Origin of the sequence: Gilvimarinus polysaccharolyticus (assembly GCF_001187555.1) — a bacterium.
GTDB lineage: Bacteria > Pseudomonadota > Gammaproteobacteria > Pseudomonadales > Cellvibrionaceae > Gilvimarinus > Gilvimarinus polysaccharolyticus.
Map to the genome: position 1 here is coordinate 1,278,746 of NZ_LFIJ01000002.1, position 23,247 is coordinate 1,301,992.

At 47.8% G+C, this 23,247-nt stretch carries 22 protein-coding genes; 14 read left to right on the top strand and 8 right to left on the bottom strand.

The window, feature by feature from the left end; all coding sequences use genetic code 11:
* Positions 1-54 precede the first annotated feature (54 nt).
* The 6 genes from GILYN3_RS14115 (at position 55) to GILYN3_RS14140 (ending at position 6,475) form a co-directional block, all read left to right on the top strand.
* Entirely contained in the window at positions 55-1,905 is a 1,851-nt protein-coding gene (locus GILYN3_RS14115) for a hypothetical protein (protein ID WP_049723592.1), read from the top strand.
* On the top strand, positions 1,902-2,759 hold the full coding sequence (locus GILYN3_RS14120) for a glycosyltransferase family 2 protein (RefSeq protein ID WP_049723593.1): 858 nt from the start codon (positions 1,902-1,904) through the stop codon (positions 2,757-2,759). The genes GILYN3_RS14115 and GILYN3_RS14120 overlap by 4 nt, the downstream gene beginning before the upstream one ends.
* 200 nt (positions 2,760-2,959) lie before the next feature.
* Positions 2,960-3,769, top strand: a complete 810-nt coding sequence (locus GILYN3_RS14125) for a polysaccharide deacetylase family protein (protein ID WP_198147360.1) — start codon at positions 2,960-2,962, stop codon at positions 3,767-3,769.
* A gap of 29 nt (positions 3,770-3,798) precedes the next feature.
* Positions 3,799-4,503 (top strand): hypothetical protein, encoded by a 705-nt coding sequence (locus GILYN3_RS14130; RefSeq protein WP_157484941.1) that lies wholly within the window; start codon positions 3,799-3,801, stop codon positions 4,501-4,503.
* Positions 4,500-5,573 (top strand): hypothetical protein, encoded by a 1,074-nt coding sequence (locus GILYN3_RS14135; RefSeq protein ID WP_049723596.1) that lies wholly within the window; start codon positions 4,500-4,502, stop codon positions 5,571-5,573. The genes GILYN3_RS14130 and GILYN3_RS14135 overlap by 4 nt, the downstream gene beginning before the upstream one ends.
* Positions 5,558-6,475, top strand: coding sequence for a lysylphosphatidylglycerol synthase transmembrane domain-containing protein (locus GILYN3_RS14140; protein WP_049723597.1), 918 nt, complete (start codon positions 5,558-5,560; stop codon positions 6,473-6,475). Before GILYN3_RS14135 ends, GILYN3_RS14140 begins: the two co-directional genes overlap by 16 nt.
* Before the next feature lie 118 nt (positions 6,476-6,593).
* On the opposite strand, the gene GILYN3_RS14145 is transcribed toward GILYN3_RS14140, so the two are convergent.
* From GILYN3_RS14145 to nadC, 3 genes are all read right to left on the bottom strand, one after another.
* Positions 6,594-7,694, bottom strand: coding sequence for a UDP-N-acetylglucosamine 2-epimerase (locus tag GILYN3_RS14145; protein WP_049723598.1), 1,101 nt, complete (start codon positions 7,692-7,694; stop codon positions 6,594-6,596).
* Between the two features lie 47 nt (positions 7,695-7,741).
* The gene (locus tag GILYN3_RS14150) at positions 7,742-9,067 is read right to left on the bottom strand and encodes a nucleotide sugar dehydrogenase (RefSeq protein ID WP_084005456.1); all 1,326 of its coding nucleotides are present in this window, start codon (positions 9,065-9,067) and stop codon (positions 7,742-7,744) included.
* A 174-nt stretch (positions 9,068-9,241) separates the two neighbouring features.
* The gene (gene nadC / locus GILYN3_RS14155; protein WP_049723975.1) at positions 9,242-10,105 is read right to left on the bottom strand and encodes a carboxylating nicotinate-nucleotide diphosphorylase; all 864 of its coding nucleotides are present in this window, start codon (positions 10,103-10,105) and stop codon (positions 9,242-9,244) included.
* A 319-nt stretch (positions 10,106-10,424) separates the two neighbouring features.
* Between nadC and GILYN3_RS14160 the strand changes: the two genes are divergently transcribed.
* The 4 genes from GILYN3_RS14160 (at position 10,425) to GILYN3_RS14175 (ending at position 15,226) form a co-directional block, all read left to right on the top strand.
* A complete protein-coding gene (locus GILYN3_RS14160) occupies positions 10,425-12,962 on the top strand; it encodes a DUF1631 domain-containing protein (protein WP_049723599.1) in 2,538 nt (845 codons plus the stop codon).
* 259 nt (positions 12,963-13,221) lie between these two features.
* Entirely contained in the window at positions 13,222-13,794 is a 573-nt protein-coding gene (ampD, locus tag GILYN3_RS14165; RefSeq protein WP_049723600.1) for a 1,6-anhydro-N-acetylmuramyl-L-alanine amidase AmpD, read from the top strand.
* A gap of 13 nt (positions 13,795-13,807) precedes the next feature.
* The gene (gene ampE, locus GILYN3_RS14170; RefSeq protein ID WP_049723601.1) at positions 13,808-14,716 is read left to right on the top strand and encodes a regulatory signaling modulator protein AmpE; all 909 of its coding nucleotides are present in this window, start codon (positions 13,808-13,810) and stop codon (positions 14,714-14,716) included.
* 27 nt (positions 14,717-14,743) lie between these two features.
* Positions 14,744-15,226, top strand: a complete 483-nt coding sequence (locus GILYN3_RS14175; protein WP_049723602.1) for a YajQ family cyclic di-GMP-binding protein — start codon at positions 14,744-14,746, stop codon at positions 15,224-15,226.
* 146 nt (positions 15,227-15,372) lie between these two features.
* On the opposite strand, the gene cysZ is transcribed toward GILYN3_RS14175, so the two are convergent.
* The 5 genes from cysZ to gatC form a co-directional block, all read right to left on the bottom strand.
* On the bottom strand, positions 15,373-16,119 hold the full coding sequence (cysZ, locus tag GILYN3_RS14180) for a sulfate transporter CysZ (protein ID WP_049723603.1): 747 nt from the start codon (positions 16,117-16,119) through the stop codon (positions 15,373-15,375).
* 17 nt (positions 16,120-16,136) lie between these two features.
* Positions 16,137-16,433 carry a PA4642 family protein gene (locus GILYN3_RS14185; RefSeq protein ID WP_049723604.1) on the bottom strand — a complete coding sequence of 99 codons (297 nt, stop codon included), beginning with the start codon at positions 16,431-16,433 and terminating at the stop codon, positions 16,137-16,139.
* On the bottom strand, positions 16,430-17,878 hold the full coding sequence (gene gatB, locus GILYN3_RS14190; RefSeq protein ID WP_049723605.1) for an Asp-tRNA(Asn)/Glu-tRNA(Gln) amidotransferase subunit GatB: 1,449 nt from the start codon (positions 17,876-17,878) through the stop codon (positions 16,430-16,432). The genes GILYN3_RS14185 and gatB overlap by 4 nt, the downstream gene beginning before the upstream one ends.
* A 12-nt stretch (positions 17,879-17,890) precedes the next feature.
* Complete coding sequence (gatA, locus tag GILYN3_RS14195) at positions 17,891-19,345, bottom strand: Asp-tRNA(Asn)/Glu-tRNA(Gln) amidotransferase subunit GatA (RefSeq protein ID WP_049723606.1); 1,455 nt, start codon at positions 19,343-19,345, stop codon at positions 17,891-17,893.
* An 80-nt stretch (positions 19,346-19,425) separates the two neighbouring features.
* The gene (gene gatC / locus GILYN3_RS14200; protein ID WP_049723607.1) at positions 19,426-19,713 is read right to left on the bottom strand and encodes an Asp-tRNA(Asn)/Glu-tRNA(Gln) amidotransferase subunit GatC; all 288 of its coding nucleotides are present in this window, start codon (positions 19,711-19,713) and stop codon (positions 19,426-19,428) included.
* 427 nt (positions 19,714-20,140) lie between these two features.
* Here gatC and GILYN3_RS14205 point away from each other — a divergent pair, with 427 nt between their 5' ends.
* From GILYN3_RS14205 to GILYN3_RS14220, 4 genes are all read left to right on the top strand, one after another.
* Positions 20,141-21,175 (top strand): rod shape-determining protein, encoded by a 1,035-nt coding sequence (locus GILYN3_RS14205; RefSeq protein ID WP_049723608.1) that lies wholly within the window; start codon positions 20,141-20,143, stop codon positions 21,173-21,175.
* 164 nt (positions 21,176-21,339) lie between these two features.
* Positions 21,340-22,110: a rod shape-determining protein MreC gene (gene mreC / locus GILYN3_RS14210; RefSeq protein WP_269745945.1), complete on the top strand. Its 771-nt coding sequence runs from the start codon at positions 21,340-21,342 to the stop codon at positions 22,108-22,110.
* 6 nt (positions 22,111-22,116) lie between these two features.
* Positions 22,117-22,614, top strand: coding sequence for a rod shape-determining protein MreD (mreD, locus tag GILYN3_RS14215; protein ID WP_049723610.1), 498 nt, complete (start codon positions 22,117-22,119; stop codon positions 22,612-22,614).
* 18 nt (positions 22,615-22,632) lie between these two features.
* Positions 22,633-23,244, top strand: coding sequence for a Maf family protein (locus GILYN3_RS14220; RefSeq protein WP_049723611.1), 612 nt, complete (start codon positions 22,633-22,635; stop codon positions 23,242-23,244).
* The last annotated feature ends 3 nt before the right edge of the window (positions 23,245-23,247 follow it).

A 23,247-nucleotide genomic window follows, 5' to 3' on the forward strand; every position in this document is an offset into this window, starting at 1 on the left:
ACTCGTCGATCTCGCATTAAATATCTCCATTAAGCTGTCTAAAGGAAAATACACTTGAATATTATTGAACGTTTTTTTTGTCGATCTTTTCTTGTTTGTTCGATTATATTTTCTGTGTTGGCCGTGCTGCTTTTTCTTCCAGGACTTGGTGGTGGGTTTTTGTTTGATGATTGGCCTAATATAGTTAGAAATCCTGCCCTGCACCTGAAAGAAATTAATAACCTTGATGACCTTCTGTACGCCGCCTACAGCTTTGAGGTTGGAGGTAGTTCACGGCCGCTGGCTATGCTCAGCTTTGCGTTGGACTTTTGGCGGGCGGGGCTAGATCCAGTCGCTTTTAAAGTGACTAATTTGGTTATTCATGGTGTGACGAGTTTTGTATTGGCGCTGTTTTTACGTCAAGTCTTTATGTTGGCAAATTGGTCGTCTAAACGTGCCGCGAATATGGCTTTGCTGCTGGCATTATTGTGGGCTATTCATCCGCTACAAGTGTCTTCGGTATTGTATGTCGTACAGCGTATGCAAACTCTGGCAACGCTTTTTGTGTTGTTGACATTATTTTCTTATGTGCGAATGCGTGCCCTGCAAATAGCAGGGGAGCGCGGTCAGTTATATGGGATTTTAGCTGTGCTGTCAGGCGTGCTGGCATTTGCGAGTAAAGAAGATGCCGCATTAATACCGTTGTACTTGCTAGGTTTGGAGTTGACTGTCTTGCAGTTTCGTGAGGCTCAGCGTCTGCGCATGGTGTATGGGCTTCTGGTTTTGTTGGGTGCAGCAGTTTATTGTTTTGTTGTTATTCCTTATTTCTGGCACTGGGATGCGTATCCGGGCAGGGATTTCTCGAGCGTGGAGCGGTTATTGACCCAGGGGCGAGTGCTGGTGATGTACCTGTGGCAGATAGTACTTCCTTATCCTAGTCATTTAACGTTTCTGTATGACACACTTCCTGTTTCGCGCAGCCTATGGCAGCCGTGGACCACTGTGCCGGCTATTTTATTGCTTGGAGCTCTTTTGGTGTGGGCTTTGTATTGGCGTCGCGCTCGTCCTGTATTTTCGTTTGGTGTCCTTTTGTTTTTTGCGGGACACGTCATGACAAGTAATATTATCGGCTTGGAATTGGCTTTTGAGCATCGTAACCACCTCCCGTCAATGGGGGTATTGCTTGCTTTGGGGGATTTGCTGGCCGTAGCGTTTCAGCGCTGGAGGTTAACAAAAGGTTTGATTGGTGCATTCGTGGTGTCCCTTGTCATTCTTGTTAGTTCTGCCACATTGTTTCGAGCATACATATGGGGCGATGGGTTGCGTTTGACTCAGGAGCACCTGCGATTGGAGCAAGATTCAGAGCGTGCTTGGCTGATGCTCTGCACGACTCATTTTGAGCTAAGTAATCAGCAAAAAGACAGGGAGTTGCACCTTGATCTTGCAATTAATACTTGTCAAAAAGGAGCTGAACACCTCTCTCAATCAACTGTTTTGATGCACAATGTGTTGATTTATCGTGCTGTTAAGGGCGATGAGGCTGACGATGATTGGGCACGCTTTCTTCTGCGGTTACAAAACGCGCCAATGAATATTCAAAATAAAGGCATACTTTGGGTGACTCTCCAGAATGCGGAAAAAGGAGTTTTGAAAAACGAGAAAGGAATTTTGGAGACTATTGATATTATGGCTGCTAAAGCGACATTACAGCCAGCGGAGTACTTGCGATTAGGTGCCTATGTTTTTAATGAAACACATGTTCCTATTCGAGCTCTTGCTTATTTGCAGAAGGCAGTAGAGCTTTCTCCTCCGGGTGACCCAGTCATTCAAAAAATGTTAGGCGAGCTGGTGGCTGCTGGGCGGCAGGACTGGGTGGACCGCTTAATACAAGTACGCCAACGGTCTGAAGAGGAGGAGGTGTTGTGAGTATTTCTATTGTGCTTCCGGCAAAAAATGAAGCCATTGCTATTGGTGATACTATTCGTGGTATTCGCAAGTATTACCCAAATGCTGAGTTGATAGTGGTCGATGATGGTTCTGTTGATGACACTGCGGTAATTGCCGAAGCGGCAGGAGCTCAAGTAATACGGCAACCTTATAGTAAAGGGAATGGTGCGGCTATTAAAGCCGGGTTACGTGCTGCCAGCAATGAGGTCGTTGTCTGTATGGATGCCGATGGACAGCATCGACCTGAGGATATCGTGCCGTTGCAACAAAAATTAGAAGCCGGATACGATATGGTGGTAGGTGCGCGTAACCGAGAAGGCCAGGCGGGCTTGCATCGCTCAATGGCTAATGGCTTTTACAATAAATTTGCCAGCTGGATGGTAGGGCATAAGGTAGAGGATTTAACCTCGGGGTTTCGGGCAGTAAAGCGTAAAAAGTTTCTGGAGTTTATTAGCTTGTTACCTAATAAGTTCTCATATCCCACGACCATCACTATGAGCTTTTTCCGCGCAGGGTATTCGGTTGGGTATGTTCCTATTACCGTTTTAAGGCGGGCGGAAGGGTCGAAAAGTCACATCAACCTTTGGAAAGATGGTGTTCGCTTTCTTTTAATTATTTTTAAGGTTGGCACTCTTTTTTCACCGCTAAAATTATTTTTTCCTATCTCGTTAGCGCTGGGTGGAGGGGGAGTCATCTATTACGCCTATACTTACCTAACCGATGGTAGGTTCACTAATATGGGGGCCTTATTGTTTACTACCTCTATTCTTGTGTTTTTGATGGGGTTAGTGTCTGAGCAGGTGACAGCATTGATGTATAAAGATAAGGGATAGCTGATTCCGTACGTCAAGACGAGTAATGCCTTCGTAAGTGAGGGTAGACTAGATGTTTAATTTCACTCCCTGGCTTGAGCTCACACGCTAGGCTTTCTGGGAGTGTCTACTGTATCGAAAACATTGCAGTGCTTAGAGTTTCCCTCTCAATCCGTCAGCGAGGATTTACCTGGATGAGTAGCCCGAGGCTAGTTGTTAGGTTGGATATAGATACAATTGCATGCATGCATCCGGGGGTGGATGGCTTGTTGTCTTTGGCGAGAGAGAATGATGTTAAATTTTCATTCTTTGTCAATATGGGGCGTGCAATTAGTTATAGTGCAATTATTCGAAAGCTTGTCAGTAAAAGCAATAAAGATAATCAAGTTGTTAAGTTATCTTCTGTGGATAAGTTGGGTTTTGGGGGGGTGTTAAAAACACTGTTATTTAACTCGAAAGTAGGGCTAAGCCATCCGCAGATGTTACATAAAATTGTACGAGAGGGGCATGATTTAGGCTTACATGGGGGTAAAAACCATGGGACATGGCAACACAATGCCAGGTCATGGGGAAAGACTAAGTTGAAGGAGGAGGTGGAGTGGGGGTTTAATGCCATGACCCAGATTGGACTCCCGGCGCCAAACTTATTTTGTTCTCCTGGTTTTACAACTCATCCCGATCTTGAAGTGGTGCTAGCAGAACTCGGATTTTTGGCGCTTGCCGATGATCACCTAGAAGGAGCAAAGCTAATTTCTCCTAGTCTGAGAGTTAAAGACTTTAAGCGTATAAATACGACTATGTTGGGCCAGCCAGGGGCGGTCGGATATGTCGAAAATTCGATGGCCAGTGTTTTATTTCCAGATGATGTGGCGATTAAGGTAAAGAAAAGCTTTATGCAGGGTGATGCGGTTCTTTATGATCATCCGTGCCTTGTTGGTCGTCACGGTTTGGACCGATTGTCCGCTATCATTAAGGTGTGGCTTGGTCTTGGGGGGCAAGTGGTTCCTTTGCGAAACTTAATTGAGAAGTAATGTTTTGTTCGGATTGGTGGGGTAATGGAGTGACAAAAGATGCTAAATCTCCTAGTAAGGATTGGTCTGAACTTTTAGGCGAAAATGAAGAACTTTACCGCCGCTCTAGACCTAAGCGAGCTAAATTTATTCTTGAGTATTTAAAAGTGCATTGCCCCCAGTTGAAAGTGGAAACATTCCACGAGCAAGGTGCTTTTAGTGGTAAAGATATAAGGCACATTAAAGCGTCTGTGTTAAATGGATTCTTCTGTGCTAGTGATTTAGATGTTGGTGTGGCTGGTTATTTGTCGGCGCAAGGTGTTAATGCGTTGTCTTGTGATGCATTTTGTTTGCCGTTCAAAGATTCTGCATTTGATTTGACTTATCATTCAGGCTTAATTATTTGTTTTAATAATGAAGATGCCTTTTTGATTGTGCAGGAGCAAATTAGAACAACTAAAAAAATAGCATTTGTTTTTGCTCATAATGATCTGAGTTGGGTCGATAAGTTTGCGTCGTTCTATAAAACAAAAATACAAAAAAAAGACATATTTAATTATAGGCGGTATCGGGAGGAGGAGCTTCTTGATATGGCTAGCCGTATGGGGCTGGATGCCGAAATCTATTTTTTTGATAATGCATTAATGAATTTTTTAAAACGTAATTTCAAACGTTTGCATACTGTGTTGTCTTCGTTTAGTTGGGTGAATAGAAAATTCTTGGCTAACGAAATCGTTATGGTTGTTAGAAAATGATCGGGATCATACTTGGCGGAAGGTTGAATGCGCTATCTGTGGCGCGTTCTTTGTCTGAGTTTGAGTGTGAGCGGCATGTTATAAGTACATGTTCTAGTCATATCTGCAAGGTCTCTAAGTTTGTTGATCGCTATTCATTTTTTGAAAGCTCTAGTGAAGTTTTAAGTGCGTTAGGGCAGTATAGTCAAGAAATAATTAAAGTCGTGTATGCTACAAATGATTTTTGGGCTAGTTTTTTAGCTGAAAATGAAGAGTACTTAAGATCAAGAGGGTTTTATTTTCTGATAGCTCCCAAAGAGTCTATTGATGTCATTTTGGATAAATTCTTTCTTTATCAGAAATTCGGTGAGAAGGTTCTTATGCCTGAAACTGTTCTTGCCTCTCGGAAGGCGGAGTTTTCTAAAAATAAAGATTATATATTAAAGCCAAGGCGATCTTTTTTGGATGAACTTGTCGTTAAGAAGGGGTTTCGGGATTGTTCTGAGTCAAGTCAAGATTTTGTTGTGCAAGAGCGCTTGTCAATGAATATTCTCAATCATTATTCGTTTTCAGGGGTTGCCCTTCAGGGGCAGGTCATTTTTGGCGGTCTGACTCACAAAGTGTTGGAGTATCCATCTCCCGGAGGTACAGCTACTTTGGTTGTGCCCTCTAATAATGCAGGTTGCCTCTATGATACGGCTTTGGCCGAGGCAGAAAAGATCATTTCGGAAGTGGTTTATAGCGGGGTTTTTGAAATTGAGTTTATTTTTTATAAGGAGCGTCTTTGGTTTTTAGAGTTCAATCCTAGATTTTGGCTTCAGCATGAAATTTTTAATGCGCTGGGAGTCAATATAGCCGTGCTTTATACGAACCTTTGTTTGGGGCGTTCTTGTCAAGATGTTGAGTTTAAGTATAAAAAAGCTGTTTGGTTGCATGAAGGGTTCTTGTTTTCAATTTTTCTGACGAAGTTTGATTTTATTAAGGTTGTTCGCTGCCTTTTTAGCGGTGGGCGGGTTCTTGCTTACTGGCGGATGAGTGACCCTAAGCCATTTTTTAGGTTTGTGCGTGAACTTATATGCAAAAAACAATAAAGATCTCTCTGTTGTTGGGGGGGTTATTTGCTTTAGTCTTTTTCTTGGTTGATTTTTCTGAGCTTTTTTCGGTTTTTGCTAAGGTTTCTTTTCGGACATTGCTGGTAGTCTTGGCCTTTTATTTGGTTTTTTATATTGCCAATGCAAAAACTTTAATGCTGTTCATGTCTGCTATGGGGCATAGGCTGTCTTTGCTTGATAGTTTAGGTGTGAATCAACTGTCTTCATTGTTTAATTATGTTGCACCTTTTCGGGTGGGGCAATTTGCTGTTAAGGCTGTCTTGGTGCGGTTGCTGTCTGGAATGCCGGTTTCATCTTCGGCGGTTATATTTTTCTTGATTTCCCTCCTGTCGCTCATTGTTTCTGCTTTTTTGTTTTTAGTTACTGTGTTTTTATTGGATGGCTCTACGTTATATAAAGAATATATTGTGCCCATTATATTTTTTCTACTGGCCCTTTTCGGAGTGGGGATGATCTTGTGGTTAGCTGGCGGCCTTAAGTTTGTTAGAGGAAGATTGAGTAAGCTCGAAGTTTTGATTCCCATACTTTCTGTCAAGCTGATTCTTTCTTGTGTTGCTTTGTTGGCTATTCAAGTTGTGGTGGGTTCGATTATTACAATGGTTTTTTTAGCTGGCGTTGATGTGCCCATCAAATTGGTGGATGCCATTTTTCTTTCGTCTGTCGCCAGTGTGGTTTTTGTACTGTCCGTAACCCCTGGAAACTTAGGGGCTAAAGAGTTAACTTTTGTCGGGATCGGGCTGGGGTTGGGGATTCCTGAGGCCCCGATGTTAGCAATTTTGATTGTTGATAGATTGCTTCAGATTTTTATGGCGAGTATTTTTTCGGTTGGATTTTTTTATACACATCGGTCGTTGGTTGTTAAGGCGTTTAGCTCCAATTGATGTAAGCTAAGGCGCTTGAAAAGTTGTTTCTTTTTGTTTTTAGTGTGGTTTCTCTGCCGCATGGTCCCCTCTAAATGTTTTTTAATATTACTGTTTAGGTTGTCGCCTTGCTGCCTTGTTAACTTTTCTCGATTCGTTTTTTTAAATCCAGAGCAATTGTCAATGATGGTTTTTCTTGATGGAGAGGTAAGTGCGTTGTGATTGTGGGGTTGTGGTTTTTTTTCTCATTGAAGAAAGCATTTATGATGTCTGAATCGTATTTACTTAAAACGCTATTAGAGCCTAAACCCTCGTCCCTTTCTGTGTGTTGGCGCATTAGGAGGTTGGGTATGTTTAAGTATGAGCACTCCTCCTGATTGCTTCCTCCGTCTGTCATTATAAAATTTGCTTTGCTAATAAGGTCGGTAAATTTGAAGTAATTCATTCTAGGAAGAAGTTCAATTTTGGGGTTGGCCTCTAGTTCTTCCATCCATCCATAGCTGCTAAGCTTATGTCGAGTGGCGGAATGAAGAACAAATTTTACATTTATTTCCTGTGAGAATTGAAAAATCGTATCTAAGATAAAACGGAAACGAGCTCGATTTGAGATGTTTTCAAATCTGTGAATAGACGCGACACAGTAATTTTGAGTGCTGACTTTTTGGTGATCTTGAGCGTGGGCTAAAGAAAATCTAACAGAGTCAAGTAATGTGTTTTGCCCAGTGTCGACAATGTCAGCATTTTTTTTAGTTTTTTTTATATTGTTAATCGCCATTGTGCCACTGCAGTAGTAGATTGAAGCGATTTTACTAACGATCCGGCGGGTCAGCTCTTCTGGGAAGGGGTGAAGTAAGCTATGGGACCGCAGGCCAGCTTCTACATGTGCGACAGCTATTCCATGTCGTTTGGCGAGCAGTGCGCCAATTAAGGTTGACATGGTGTCGCCATGTACTAAACAAATTTTATATTTTCGTTTGGCAATCTCACAGTTAGATTTCAAGTTGTTTTTTAGTGTTTTTATCAGCCATCCGAGTAGTTTTTTTGATGTGTTGGCTTCTTCTATAGGCGCTAAGGTATACGCTGGTTCCGGTAACCCAAACCCCTCAATTAGATCTGACATGGTTTCTTGGTGCTGGCCGGTAAGTACAAAGTCAAACTTTAACCCCTGCTTTCTTATCTCCAGTATTACTGGTGCCATTTTGATGAGTTGTGCCTTGGTGCCAATAGGGATGAGTATCATAAGAAGCTCTGAGTGTTAGTGGTGTAGATGTTTAGTTGCGTTGCAAGTTACGCGTTTATGATATTTTGAGCCACGTTTTTGTATCTACCACGGGTGTCGACGATGAGCGAAGCATTTTTTTGTAGTAGCTCATAATCAAAGTCATCGTGGTCCGTAGCCAGTATAATGCAGTCGTAAGAGCTAATCGTTTCACTGGTTAGTGCGACACTTTTTAGGTCAAAATGGTAGTCGCGCTTGTTGGGGAATACCGGAACAAATGGGTCGGAGTAGTCGATAGTTGCACCTTTATCTCGTAATTGTGCCATTATTTCTACTGCCGGAGACTCGCGAGAGTCGTCAATATTCTTTTTGTAGGCTAAGCCTAACACCAAAATACGGCTGCCATTAATGGCTTTGCTATACAGGTTAAGCGCATCGGCTACTTTTTGTACTACCCATGAGGGCATTTGGTGATTTATCTCTCCAGCCAGCTCGATAAACCGAGTGTTTATGCCGTATTCTTTTGCTTTCCAAGTTAAATAAAATGGATCGATTGGGATACAGTGGCCACCTAAGCCGGGGCCAGGGGAGTAGGGTACAAAGCCAAAAGGTTTGGTGGCGGCGGCCTGTATTACTTCGTGAATATTAATCCCCATTTTATCTGCGACAATTTTCATTTCATTCACCAGGCCAATATTAACGGCGCGGTGAATGTTTTCTAACAGTTTTGTCATCTCGGCGACACGTGTGTTACTGACCGGTACTAAAGTATCGATGGCACGGGAGTAAAGTGCTTGGCCTAGCTTTAGGCAGCTTGGAGTGATGCCGCCAATGACTTTGGGTATGGTCGCTGTAGAATAGCTGAGGTTGCCAGGGTCCTCGCGCTCGGGGGAGTATACAAGCGCACAGTTGCTACCGGGGTTAAACCCCAGATGTTCAAGTCTCGGTTGTATCAGCTCTTCAGTGGTGCCTGGCCAAGTGGTGCTTTCTAAGCACATTATTTGTCCGCTGCGAAAATAAGGCAGAATGGCATCTATTGTGTCGGTTACAAAAGACAAGTCAGGTTGATGGTGTTGATCAAGTGGTGTGGGAACACAAATAATCTGTGCGTCTACCTTACTGCTTTGAGAGAAATCTGTGGTGGCGGTAAAACCATTACTTAACGCAGTTTGGATGTGCTTGCCGGTTATGCATTTAATGTAGCTCTTTCCGGAGTTGAGTTGTTCGACCTTGTGCTGGTCGATATCAAAGCCCGTGACTTTTATGCCAACATCGGCAAAGCGCAACGCAAGCGGAAGACCCACATAACCAAGTCCATAAATACCAACGTGAAAATCCCCGCTTTTTAGACGGTTTTGCAGCTCTTTGAACGGTTCGGGCTTAATGGCCAGCATAGGTAACTCTTTGAATTTTCGCTTGTTTATTAATGTTAGATCATGGCAGAACTGAGTTGACGGAGCAAGGTGAGTTATGCTTATCGACAGTTGTTTGAGGTGCTACTAGCTACTAAAAGCTTGGCAAGCTAACAAGTATTAGCTTTTGCACGTAGCATGTGCGGCTTTTAGTGTTTAGCTTTCTATCCGCATCGATAAGTCCACGGCTTGACTGTGCTTTGTCAGTGCGCCCACCGAGATTCGATTAATATACTTCAATAGCTCTTTTTGCTGATTGATTAGTGCAATATCCACCCCGCCCGATAGTTCTAACTGTGCGTGTAACTGTTTGCCATTTAAATATTCATTCACCTCGTTTAGGTCCATCTCATCCAGCATCACAACATCCGCGCCGCTTTGCAGCGCTTCGTCCAGTTCATCTAAGGTTTCGACCTCTACCTCTAAGAGTTTGTTTGAGGCGATAATGCGTGCGCTTGTTACCGCAGCGCTAATACTCCCAGCCGCCGCAATGTGATTCTCTTTAATCAAAAACGCATCGTAAAGACCGATGCGGTGGTTGTGGCAACCACCGCAGGCAACCGCGTATTTCTGTGCGCTGCGTAAGCCAGGAATGGTTTTGCGAGTGTCGAGGATTTTGATGGGCAAATCTTTAACTAGGTCGGCGTATTGGCGGGCGGTAGTGGCGACGCCAGATAGCAATTGGACAAAGTTCAGCGCTGTACGCTCTCCGGTGAGTAAGCTGCGGGCGCGGCCCTCTAGCTCAAATAGAGTGTTGTTAGCGCGGGCTTGCTGGCCATCTTCAATATGCCAAATAACCTTAACGTCGGGGTCTAGCTGGCGGAAGGTTTCATTTACCCAGTCTTTGCCGCAAAAGGTACAGTCTTCGCGGGTAATGACATGCGCTGTCGCGGTTTGCTCGGCAGGTATCAAAAGTGCGGTGATATCACCACTGCCTATGTCTTCTTCGAGGGCCGCGGCGACATTTTTAATGATGTCGCCGTGTAGCTGGGGGATGTTATCGGCATATTTGGCGAGCATGGTTGCGGCCTCGTTATGATAAGAGCGGTTATTGTATGCGAATTGCTGACGGTTGTGGGAGGCGGTTTTGTGCTTTGTGGTGAGTCTGTACCAAAGCATCTTCGCTCGATGAGCGACCTTGGCGCGAGTTGTTGTTTTTGACGCCGCCGCTTATAACTAAAAAGTCATGTTTTATTTTGACTGGTCGATAAGGTTATAGTTGGTGGGTGTTTTTAGCTCAGTCTGTGATGGACAGCGCATTACTGATGTTTGTCATTGGGTGTTTGCGCTTAGAGGCATATACTGACAAGTGTGAAATCCTCCTTTATGGGTTTATATCATGTCTGAATCATCTAAACCTGAAAATGTCGTGTCGCTAAGAGCTGGACGCGAGCCAAAAGCCTCCTCAGGGCGCGAGCCTCAGGCGGTGTTGGCGCGTATGCCTGCGGCAATGCACCAGTTGCGTGAAAAAGCACGCCAGACGTTGCAGGGCTTGTTGCGTAATTTATTTGATAAAGCCGATGATGCCCTGTTCGAGTTGGCAGACCAAGCCACTAATAATCACGAGCAAAACCTCTATTTTGATTCCATGCGTCAGGTTCGTCTGCGTCGCAAAGAAACCGAAGCGGCATTCTTTTACCTTGTAGATGTTAGTTTTGCGCGCCTGTTAGATTCTGCCTCCTTTCCTACTCCAGATGCGGTCGACAAAGACGTAACGCTCGATAATCTCTCACTGGTAGAAAATGACGAGCTAGAAGAGATGGTCGCCAGCGAGACCATGATCAACCGCGCCAATGAGCAGTTTGCCGAGCGGGTGCAGCATTTGACGCTGCGTATCGATCAATTGGTGCCCGTTAAGGTTTATCAAAAAAATAACCCTATCGGTGGCGATGTTATTTGCGCAGCGTTTATTGAGGCCAGCGGCGATATCGATATCGATGTTAAAGCACGGTTGGTGCTGCTTAAATTGTTTGATCGTTTAGTTATGTGCCAGCTTGGTGGTTTGTATGACCAACTCAACCAGCACTTAATAGAAGCTAATATTTTGCCTTCGTTGCGTGGCGGTGCCCGTGGCGCTAAGCCCGCAGCTGCGCGGCCAGAACCCTATTCGTCAGAGTCTAATTCCTCTCGTGCTGATACGATTCCTGTAGATGAAAATGCAGAGCAATTGCTTGGCACTTTGCGTGAGCTATTAAGTGCTCAGGGTGGCGCGGCCTCCCAAACCCCGGCGCCGCCGGTGGGGCCGAGTTTATCATCACAAGATTTGTTGAGTATTTTAACGTTGGCGCAACAGCGCTCGGCGCCTCAAGCTGAGCAAGCCCATACGGTAAGCGCTGAAGATATCAAAGCACAAGTGGGTCATTTGTTGGCTCGTGGCGGCGCTGGTGAGCGACAAATTAATGATGTCGATGAGGATGTCATTAACCTTGTCAGCATGATGTTTGAATTTATTCTCGACGACCGCAGTTTGGCGCCGCCCATGAAGGCGTTATTAGCGCGACTGCAGATCCCTATGATCAAAGTGGCCATTGCCGACAAGTCATTTTTTGGTAAAGGTGGGCATCCAGCTCGGCGCTTGTTAAATGAGATGGCGACAGCGGCCTTAGGTTGGCAGGATACGGGCGAAGAGAACCGTTCTAAAGATGTACTGTATCGTCAAATCGACCGTACAGTTAGTAAGGTTTTGAGTGATTTCAGCAAAGATATCGGCATTTTTGATGCTTTGCAGTTGGAATTTCGTGCGTTTCAGGACAAAGAGAAGCGTCGAGCCAAAATTCTTGAGCAGCGTACGATTGATGCCGAAGACGGTAAGGCAAAGTCGCAGCGTGCGCGTGCCGATGTAGATGCGGCACTAGAGGAAATTACGGCAGGAGTAGAGCTGCCAAGTGCCGCCGCCGAGTTGTTGGCCAGCGCTTGGTCTAATGTGTTGTTTATTACTTGCTTAAAGCAAGGCCCCGAGAGTGAAACCTTCGCAAAACAATTACAGACTGCTCGCGAGTTGGTTTGGAGTGCGACAACTACTATGCGTGGTGATAACCGCCAGAGGTTACTTAAATTGGTGCCTAGGTTGTTGGGGCAGCTACGTAGCGGCTTAGAAGACATTGCGTTTAATCCATATCAGATGGGGCAGTTATTTAAAGCACTAGAGAAGCTTCACTTAGAGATTTTGCGTAGTAAGCACAGACCTGTTAGTGCGGCCCCTGCTGCCCCTGATGTTGCTCGGCCCACATTAACGGCAGCTGCGCAAGTAAAGCCTGAGCCTGAAGTGGCTAAGCCTATAGTGGCCGAACCCGCCACAATAACTGCCCCAGTGGTAACCAAGCCTGCTATAGCGGAACCCAAGGTGGCGGTGGCTGCTGAGGCTAAAGTGGCGGCACCGCAAGTGCCTGAGCCGCAAGTAGCAGAGCTTGAATCGGCAGCCAAGGCAGCTGCAACTGAGCAGTCGGTGGCTAGTGCTAAGCCTATTGCCCCTCAGCCGGCAGTGCTAGACCAGGCTGCTCAGCCTGCGGCATTTACCGATGATATCGCGGAGATACCTGAGAATAACGTACCTGATTTAGGTATGGCGGAAGGTGATGATTTTGATGACGAGCATTTGGCGTTGGTATCTGGCCTGACTCAGGGTAGTTGGTTCGAGATTTCATCGTCTGCCGGTGAAACCTATCGTTGTCGATTGGCTGCCATAATTAAGCCTACGGGTAAGTACATCTTTGTTAACCGTACCGGTATGAAGGTCGCCGAGGAGGATAAGTCGAGCTTGGCTTGTGCCTTAAAAGAAGGGCGTATTCGGGTGCTGGACGACGGTATGTTGTTTGACCGAGCGCTTGAGTCTGTTATTGGTAGTTTACGTCAACCGCGGGGTACTAACCGTGGTTAGCTAGGTTTTAGCTAGCAGTGTTAAGTACAACGGGCAAGCCTTAGGGTTTGCCCGTTGTCGTTTGTGGGCTGTATCGTGCCCGCGATAAGCGTTTGCAACAAAGCGTTTGATTGTTTAGCTATTTTGCAGGGTGAGGGCAACACAAAACCAATGCTGCTGGGGGTGTTGCGGAGGCTTTCTGAGGCTCTGGTAAGCATTAGGTCTAACATTTAAGATGTCATTGATTATACTGGGCATTTAGAGTCGATAGAGTTTACTTGTGTTAGACACTCCGCAGAGTCTTAATATTGATGCATCCGGCTGGCTGACGTCAGCGCGGCATTGTTGTTCGCCTAACTTTGGCCCGCGGCCAGAGGGCGTCGATGTCAGTTTGTTGGTGGTGCATAATATCAGTTTACCTCCGGGCCAATTTGGCAATGGCTGGATCGAGAAGTTTTTCACGAATCGACTTGAGTCCGATGCACACCCTTATTTTGCCACGATAGCTTCGCTGCAGGTGTCGTCGCATGTACTGATTACCCGCACGGGTGAGTTGGTACAATTTGTCTCGTTTAAAGACCGTGCATGGCACGCCGGCCGTTCGTGTTTTGCCGGGGTAGATGAGTGTAATGACTACAGTGTTGGGATTGAGCTTGAGGGCACCGATACGCTTAGCTACACCGAGGAGCAGTATCAAACCTTAGCGGCTGTTACCGAAGCGCTGTTGGGTTACTTTCCGGCACTGACTCCCCAGCGTATTACTGGCCATTGCGATATCGCGCCAGGACGTAAAACAGACCCCGGTGAATCGTTTGATTGGGATAAATATTTTTCACAAGTAACGTTTAACTAAGGCAGGTTCGCCCGTGACATTTATTAGTTTGGTGATCGTGTTATTACTGGTGCAGTGGTGGGGCTCGGGTAAACCGCTGCATCGTGACCAGTGGTTTTTTAACGGATGGCGGCTATTACACCGCACCAGTAAACACTCGGGTAGTTCCCCTTGGTTATGCTTGGTTGCTGTTGCGGTGCCGGTTATTGCGGTATTGGCGGTTGTTATTATCGCTACCGTTTATTTCTCGGATAACTGGTTGATTCTGCTTAATATTCCGGTTTTATTGTACAGCCTAGGGCGTGGTGACTTCTCGGGAAGCGTGCACAATTATACCGATGCGGCCCATTCTGGCGATTCTGTCAAAGCGATTACAGTGCTGGATGTTATGAATCTTGACCCTGATCTGCGATGCGGTAGGAATAATACCGATTGGGTTGCACTTAACCGAGAGGCGCTTCGAGTGTTTACCTATCGCGGTTTTGAGCGAATGTTTGCGGTTATATTTTGGTTTTTGCTGGCCGGTGCTCCTGGGGCATTGGCGTATCGTCTTAGTGTGTTGTTGTGGGTGCACCTGCTTGAGGTTAATGATGCGCGCGCCGCTGTAATGACCCGCGCACTGACTTTAATAGAATGGCCTGCGGCGCGACTGCTGGGTTTAAGTTGGGCGTTGGTTGGGCATTTTGAGTTTTGTATGGTGCGCTGGCGGAACTTATGGATGTCACTGCGCACTTTAACACCGGTGTTTTTGGTGTCGGTGTTGCTTGGCGCTATGGGCGAAGAGGGGGACTGGTCTAAGCGTGGCGATACATGCAGGCCGCAGACTACAGCTCGTATCGAGCCGAGCTATTCGTTGTACTTAGTTGAGTCGATGCCAAGGATGTTTTCGCGAGCATTGTTACTGTGGGTATTTGCTGTAGCTCTCGTGACGTTATTAATTTAGGGCTTAAGCCCCTTGATAGGAGTAAGTATGCCATCGTTTGATGTGGTTTCTGAAGTAGAAAAACATGATCTGACCAATGCGGTCGATCAGGTTAAGCGCGTTATCCTTACGCGTTACGATTTTAAAGGCGTTGATGCCGATTTCTCGTTAAAAGATTTTGTGGTAACTATGACCGCAGAGGCCGATTTTCAATTGCAGCAGATGCTCGATATGTTGCAAAGTGCGCTGCTTAAAAACAAGATCGATATCGCCTGCTTAGAGGTTAAGCCGGTCCGTGCCAGCGGTAAAGTGGTGGTTCAAGATGTTGTGGTGCGAACTGGGGTCGAGTCGGAGTTGGCAAAAAAAATCGTGAAAATGATCAAAGAGAAAAAGCTTAAGGTGCAGGCGCAAATTCAGGGCGATCAGTTGCGAGTCACGGCCAAAAAACGCGATGATTTGCAAGAAGTTATCGCTTTTTTGCGCGCCTCAGATTTAGAGATGCCGCTGCAGTACAGCAATTTCCGCGATTAAGTTTATTGCGGCAACTGGGATTTCTGAGCGGTGGTGTTGAGCTATACGGCAGCTACTTCTGTGAGAAAATATACGGGATGGCTTTGAATTTTGAGCTTAATGCCCCGCGGCTAAATCCGTTGATTAAAGTGTTTTGTCGCTGTGAGTTACGGGACACTGTCAATGTGCCGCAGCGACTCTACCCAGTAAACCGTAGCGCCGGCTACGGCGATAGGCATGGCAAAGACATTGATAATTGGGATCATGCTGGCGAGCATAACCATGCCGCCAAATGAATAGCTGGTTAGAGGGGCCCGTCCCAGTAATTGCCGCAGCCGAACAAAAGGGGTTTGATGGTTGTCGGCGGGGTAGTCGATGTATTGCACTGCCATACACCAAGCCGACCACAAGGCACCAATCAGTAATACCGCTAGGTTCAATCCGGGTATAAACCAGCTTACTAATACCAGCCCCAAAATCAGTAGTCCACGAGTAATAAAATACCAAATCTTAATTAATTCGCGGCCTAGCGTGCGCGGGATAAGTTCGGCCCAGCTTTCATCTTTGGGTGTTATGCCGGTTAGCTTTTGCTCAATTTTTTCGGCTAAAATTCCGTAAAATGGCGCGGCAATTAGGTTGGTGATGAGATTAAAGCTGTAGCCGTAAACAAACAGTACAACGCAGGCAAAAATGGCCCACAAGAGCCATGCTAAAAACTCTAACCAGCCGGGGAGCCATCCCATTAGCAGCGTTAAAAAATCGCTAAATAGATGCATGAGCGCAATGGTGGTAAATATAAATACCAGGATATTGGCCAGCAGCGGCACAATAATAAAACGCTTAAGCCCCGGCGCGACAAGTAGTTGTGCTCCTTGGCTTAAGTGTCGTAGGGCATCTGCTGGGTTGCCTTTCATCTTGTTGCAAGCAAGCCCTAGTGGGCGCCTGCTTGCTCCAAAGAGGTGACATAGTCGTCGGCAATACGATGACTTTTAATCGTTTGCAAAAACGTTTGGTCGTTGGGCCCCTTGGCATTTAGGTCGTAGCCGGCCTGTTTGAAGAACGTCAGGAACGTTGCAAAATTTTCTTCGCGCATGCCTCGGTAAGCTTTTTCCAGTAAGTGGAAATCGCGGCTGACCCCCTCGGGGGCGGGGTATTGTAAAAAGCCTTCAATGCGCTCGTTATCAAAAATTTCACCTAAAACTTTCTGTTTGTCTTTTTTTAGTGTCATTGTTCGTTCAACTTTTTCAGTAGAATTTCATTTACGGCTTGAGGGTTGGCCTGGCCTTTACTGGCCTTCATGATCTGGCCGACAAAAAATCCAAGCATTTTGGGGCGTTTTGAGTCGTCGGCGCTTACGTAGTTTTGCACCTGTGCTGGATTGTTGGCGATAACGTCGTTCACCAGTTTTTCTAGTGCGCCAGTGTCGCTGACCTGCTTAAGGCCTCGCGCCTCAATAATGCTGTCGGCATCACCTTCGCCATTGCACATGCCCTCAAACACTTGTTTGGCAATTTTCCCGGAGATTGTGCCATCTTTAATGCGGACAATCAGGCCGGCTAGTTGCTCAGCCGTAAAGGGGCATTCGCCGAGCTTGGTGTCTGACTTATTTAAATAGCCGGCTAAATCCACCATTACCCAGTTGGCCGCGAGCTTAGGTTCGTTTGAGACTTTTGCCGCGGTCTCAAAAAAATCGGCGGTAACACGGTCGGTCGTGAGTACGGCTGCATCATAGCTAGATAAATCGTACTCGCTCACAAAACGATTCAGTTTGGCGTCTGGCAGTTCTGGTAGGGTGCGTCGGATAGTTTCGATATAGTCGTCATCTAAGATGACCGGCAACAGATCGGGGCAGGGGAAGTAGCGGTAATCGTTGGCTACCTCTTTGCTGCGCATGGAGCGAGTTTCATTTTTGTCGGCGTCGTACAAGCGGGTTTCTTGAGCGATTTTGCCGCCGTCTTCGATAATTTCGATTTGACGTTCGGCCTCCACTTTGATGGCTTTCTCGACAAACTTAAATGAGTTGATGTTTTTAATTTCGCAGCGATTGCCAAGCTTTTCTTCGCCTTTTAAACGTACCGAGACGTTGGCGTCGCAGCGCATCGAGCCCTGCGACATCTCGCCGTCTGAAATGCCCAGATAGGTGATGATCGAGTGGATTTTTTTAAGGTAAGCAACGGCCTCTTCGGCAGAGCGCATATCGGGCTCAGAGACGATTTCTATCAGCGGTGTACCTGCGCGGTTTAAATCGATACCGCTCATGCCTTGGTAATCTTCGTGCAGCGATTTTCCAGCGTCTTCCTCTAAGTGAGCGTGATGCAAACGCACGGCCCGCTGGCTGCCGTCTGCCAACTCGATATTGGTTACGCCGGGGCCGACAATAGGCTCTTCCAGTTGAGTAGTTTGGTAGCCTTTGGGTAGATCGGGGTAGAAATAGTTTTTGCGCTCAAATACCGAGCGCTTGCCGATTTCGGAGTTCATGGCAAGGCCAAACATAACGGCAAAGCGAAAGGCTTCTTCGTTGGCGACTGGCAAGGTGCCCGGCATGGCTAGATCTATCGCGCAGGCCTGTGTGTTGGCCGCGGCGCCAAATGCGGTGCTAGCGCCGGAAAATATTTTTGATTTAGTGGCGAGCTGGACGTGAATTTCCAGCCCGATAACAGTTTCCCATTCCATCGTGTTGTCCTCTTAGGCGGTGGCTGGTGCCAGCTGCTGGTGAAAGTCGGTCGCGAGTTGAAACTGATGTGCGACGTTGAGGAGCTTGCCTTCGGCAAAATAGTTGCCGATTAATTGCAGGCCGACGGGTTTGTTGTCAACTAAACCACAGGGGATAGACAGCCCCGGCAGTCCGGCCAAATTGGTGGCGATGGTGTAAATATCTTCTAAGTACATAGCCACTGGATCTTGAGTCTTGGAACCAAACTCAAATGCCGGTGAGGGCGAGGTGGGGCCAAGAATAACGTCGACGTCTTTAAATGCATCGACAAAATCTTGTTTGATGAGGCGGCGTACTTGCTGCGCTTTGTTGTAGTAAGCATCGTAATACCCAGCCGACAAAGCGTAAGTGCCGACTAAAATGCGGCGCTTTACTTCATCGCCAAAACCTTCACTGCGTGAGCGCTTATAAAGATCGGTCAGATCTTTTGGCGCGTCGCAGCGATGGCCGTAGCGCACACCGTCAAAGCGTGACAAGTTGGCCGAGCACTCTGCCGGCGCGATAACGTAGTAAGCCGGTACCGCCAAGTGTGTGTGCGGCAAGCTGATCGAGCGGGTTTTAGCGCCCAGTGACTCGTAAGTTTTGATTGCGGCCTGAACGGCTTTGGCCGTGTCTGGGTGGAGGCCCTCGCTGAAGTATTCCTCAGGGATACCAATGGTGAGTCCAGTCAGCGAATCATTGAGTGTTGCAGTGTAGTCTTCCAGTGGTTGGTCTACACAGGTAGAGTCTTTGTCGTCAAAACTGGCCATCACGTTGAGCATCAGCGCGGCGTCTTCGGCGCTGCGAGTCAGGGTGCCGGCTTGGTCAAGACTCGAGGCAAAAGCAATCATCCCCCAGCGCGATACTCGGCCGTAGGTCGGCTTGATACCTGTTAGGCCGCACAAAGCTGCAGGTTGGCGGATTGAGCCGCCTGTGTCGCTGGCAGTAGCGCCGGGAGCTAACAATGCCGCTACGGCAGCCGCAGAGCCGCCAGAGGAGCCGCCCGGTACACAGTTGGTGTTCCAGGGGTTTTTAACCGGGCCGTAATAGCTGGTTTCGTTGGAAGAGCCCATGGCAAACTCATCCATGTTGGTTTTGCCCAACATGACCGCCCCAGCTTTTAAGTAATTTTCGACAATGGTGGCGTTATACGGCGCAATAAAAGTGTCGAGCATCTTAGAGCCGCAGCTTGTGCGTACATCTTGGGTGCAAAAGATATCTTTATGGGCGATCGGGATGCCGCACAGGGGTGAGGTGTCGCCCGCCGCCAAACGTTCGTCGGCGGCACGCGCCTGCGCGAGAGCGATATCGGGTGTGACCGTAATAAAGCTGTTGTAGTGCGAATCGAGCGCCGCAATTCGGTCAAGAAAGTGCTGGGTTAGCTCGACACTGGTGATTTCTTTACTGCGCAGCGCGTCGGCGAGCTGAGCAATGGTTTTGGTGTGCATGGACTCTATCCTTTGGAAAGGCTGGCCTGTGGCGCGATATGTAGCGCACGTGAATTATGGCGGTATGACAATGCTATTGATTACTCGATGACACGCGGCACTAGATACAGGCCGTCTTCAGTGGCAGGAGCCATAGCTTGTAATTGTTCCCGCTGGTCGCACTCGGTAACTTCGTCGCGACGTAAGCGTTGTACGGCGTCTAACGGGTGAGCCATGGGGCGCACGCCGGTAGTGTCGACCGCTTGGAGTTGGTCGACTAATCCGAGCACCTCCGAGATACTTTGCGCCACATTGGCGGCTGCCTCGTCCGAGATGTCGATGCGCGACAGTTCGGCCAGCTTTTCAATATCGTTTTTGTTTACAGCCATGGGTTGCTCCGTGTGAGGCGTTGACACATACAAGAGGTCAACGCGGCGTACAAATCGTCGAATTAGGCAATTTTACGGGTAAAAGGTCAATTGCGGCCATCATTAGTGAAAAAAATACCGGCTTTGCCCCAAAAGTCGGTAAAGTTATCACATTTGTGCCTTGCCCTAAATCCCTGCCGTTGATAGAGTGCCAACATCCCCCAAGGGGCCTGTGGTTAGTGGCTCTCGCTGACGCAGCCAAGACGGCTGTAGCAAAGTCGGCACAAGGGCTATTAAGCACAGCATTTTTGGGACTCGTTGAATGTTTTCGGCGGGCGCAGTAGCGCCTACGCCGTTGTTTGTATTAGTCCATTACCGTTAATTAGAGCTCGGCTCGCCTGCGTTGGGGCGAATTGCCACTACCAGTATCTTAAGGCCATCAACACTCATGTTTAAATATCTTCGCGGCGCTTTTTCTAATGATCTTTCTATCGACTTAGGCACAGCTAACACCCTGATTTACGTGCGGGGGCGAGGCGTTGTCCTCGACGAGCCTTCTGTGGTTGCCATTCGTCACCACAACGGTCAAAAAATCGTTGAGGCCGTTGGTATGGAAGCGAAGCGAATGTTGGGCCGGACGCCAGGTAATATTACCGCGATTCGTCCATTAAAAGACGGTGTGATTGCCGATTTCCAAGTGACCGAGAAAATGTTGCAGCATTTTATCCGTAAAGTGCATGAAAACAGCTGGTTTGCACCTAGCCCACGAGTATTAATTAGTGTTCCCTGCTTATCGACCGAGGTCGAAAAACGCGCAATTCGTGAATCGGCGCTGGGTGCGGGTGCGTTAGAGGTTCGTTTGATTGAAGAGCCAATGGCTGCGGCTATTGGCGCGGGCTTAAAAGTAGCCGAGGCCAATGGTTCGATGGTGGTCGATATCGGTGGCGGTACTACCGAGATCGCGGTTATCTCACTTAACGGTGTTGTGTATTCCGACTCGGTCCGTATTGGCGGCGACCGTTTTGATGAGGCTATTGTTAATTATGTGCGTCGTCACTATGGCAGCATTATTGGCGATGCTACTGCCGAGCGTATTAAACAAGAGATCGGTTGTGCTTATGCCAGCAGTGAGGTGCGCGAAATCGATGTCCGTGGGCGCAATTTGGCCGAGGGGGTTCCCCGCAGCTTTACTCTAAACAGCGATGAAATTCTAGAAGCATTACAAGAACCGTTGGCTGGTATCGTTCAGTCCGTGAAAAGTGCACTCGAACAATCACCGCCAGAGCTGGCCTCTGACATAGCCGAGAGCGGTGTGGTGCTAACCGGTGGTGGCGCGTTACTACGCGATATCGATCGTCTACTTACTCATGAGACAGGCTTGCCGTTTGTTGTGGCCGAAGACCCATTGACCTGTGTGGCTCGTGGTGGCGGCATGGCAATGGAGATGAATGACAAGCGCAATATAGACTTACTGTCTTCGTAGCTTGCCAGAGTATTGATTGCGCGGCACCTAACGCCTGCACTTTGGTCTATTAAGAGTGTTCGCGCCTAAAAACGACATAGAGCGTTGCGTCCGGAGATCTCGCCATTAAAACACTGTTTACAAAAGGCCCCGCTGTAAGTTCTCGCTTTGTCTTTTTTGGCGCGATATCTTTGGCTTTGGTGTTGGTAAGTGTATATACCGATTGGCTCGACCCCGTGCGGCGCGAGTTAAGCACCTTGGCCAAGCCCTTCTATCAGATTACCGATGTTCCCCGTCGTATTAGCCGCTGGAGCGACGAGACCTTTGTGTCGCGGACCGAGCTGCTGCAAGAAAAACAACGGCTTGCTTCCGAGCTGCTTATCCACAAGCGGAAATTGCAGCAAATGGCCGCACTTGCCGCCGAAAATGGGCGTTTACGCCAGTTGCTCAACGCGACAGAAATTCTAGAGGATGATGTCCTCGTGGCTGAGCTGATTGGTGTTTCGCCTAATCCGCTCAGTCACACCTTGGTGCTGAATCGCGGCAGTGATGACGGTGTTTATGTCGGCCAACCCGTACTAGATGCAAAAGGCTTGATGGGGCAGGTGATCGAGACCGGACCCGATAGCGCGCGGGTGCTGCTGCTAACCGATCCATCCCACGCACTGCCGGTGCAAGTTAATCGCAACGGTATTCGCAGTATTGCCGAGGGGGCGGGCTCGTTAGCAAGTTTAACGCTGCGACATGTATCCAATACTACCGATATTCGGATCGGCGATTTGCTGGTAAGTTCGGGCCTTGGGCAACGGTTTCCCGCCGGTTACCCTGTTGCGGTGGTAGAGAAGATTGAGCGCGACCCAGGCCAACCTTTTGCAAAAATCACGGCGCGTCCTATGGCTCAGATGGATCGTACCCGTAACGTATTGTTGGTGTTTGATACACCTCAGGTCGATTAGCTTATTATGTGGCTCGATCGCCTGCCCGCACTTGTTTTGATCGTGTTGACACTATTCGTCGCGATACTGCTGGACGTTTATCCGTTGGCGTTGGAGCATAGGATTTTTCGCCCGCAGTTTGTTTTGTTAGTGGTCATTTACTGGGTTTATGTCCTCCCCCAAAGCTGCAGTATGGCGGCATTAATCATACTGGGCGTATTGTTGGATGTTACCGTTGGCTCACCATTGGGGCAGCACCCGCTGGTTTTGGTGGTGACGAGCTATCTATGTTTGCGCAGTTATCGCAGAGTGCGTCATTTTACCCACTGGCAAGAGTCATTGTGGATTTTATTGCTAGTGGCTTGCGCCCAATTAATCGCTTATTGGGTACAGTCTTTGAGTGGGCGCCAGATGGAGGGCTTTGGGTTTTTATTACCATCAGTTGCCAGCGCGTGCTGTTGGCCGGTTATCGCCATATTGTTCGATAGGCTGCGCCGTCTATATCGTATCTCGCGACAAGTTTAGTCCTTGCTGGAGCGTCTTATGCCCGTCGTGTCTGCCCAACTGTTTCTAGCGTCAGGATCGCCAAGACGCGCCGAGTTGTTGCGCCAAATTGGTGTAGATTTTTTGCCTGTCAGCATCGATGTGCCGGAGATGCCGGAAGCGGGTGAAGCTCCCGAACACTACGTCCGCCGTTTGGCACGCACCAAGGCAGAGGCTGGTTGGCGAGCTTTGCCACGCGGCCTGCATCAAGAGCAACAGGTTGTGCTTGGCGCCGATACCCTAGGTGTTTTGGATGGCCAGCTGCTAGAGAAACCACGAGATAAAAAGCATGCGGCCGAATTGTTGCGCGCGATGTCTAACCGTGCGCATACGGTGATAACGGCGGTGGCGCTTACTGATGGCACTCAGCTCGATGTAGCTCTGGCCTGTACCGAGGTGTGGTTTCGTGAACTCACCGATACAGAAATAAATGCCTATTGGTCTACCGGAGAGCCCATTGATAAAGCTGGAGGGTATGGTATCCAAGGGTTGGGCGCGGTGTTTGTGCGGGAAATTCACGGTAGTTATTCTAATGTGGTTGGTTTGCCATTGGAGACGACAGCACCCCTGTTGAGCAAGTACAATGTTCCTTTTTGGCTAGGCCGAGAGTGAGCG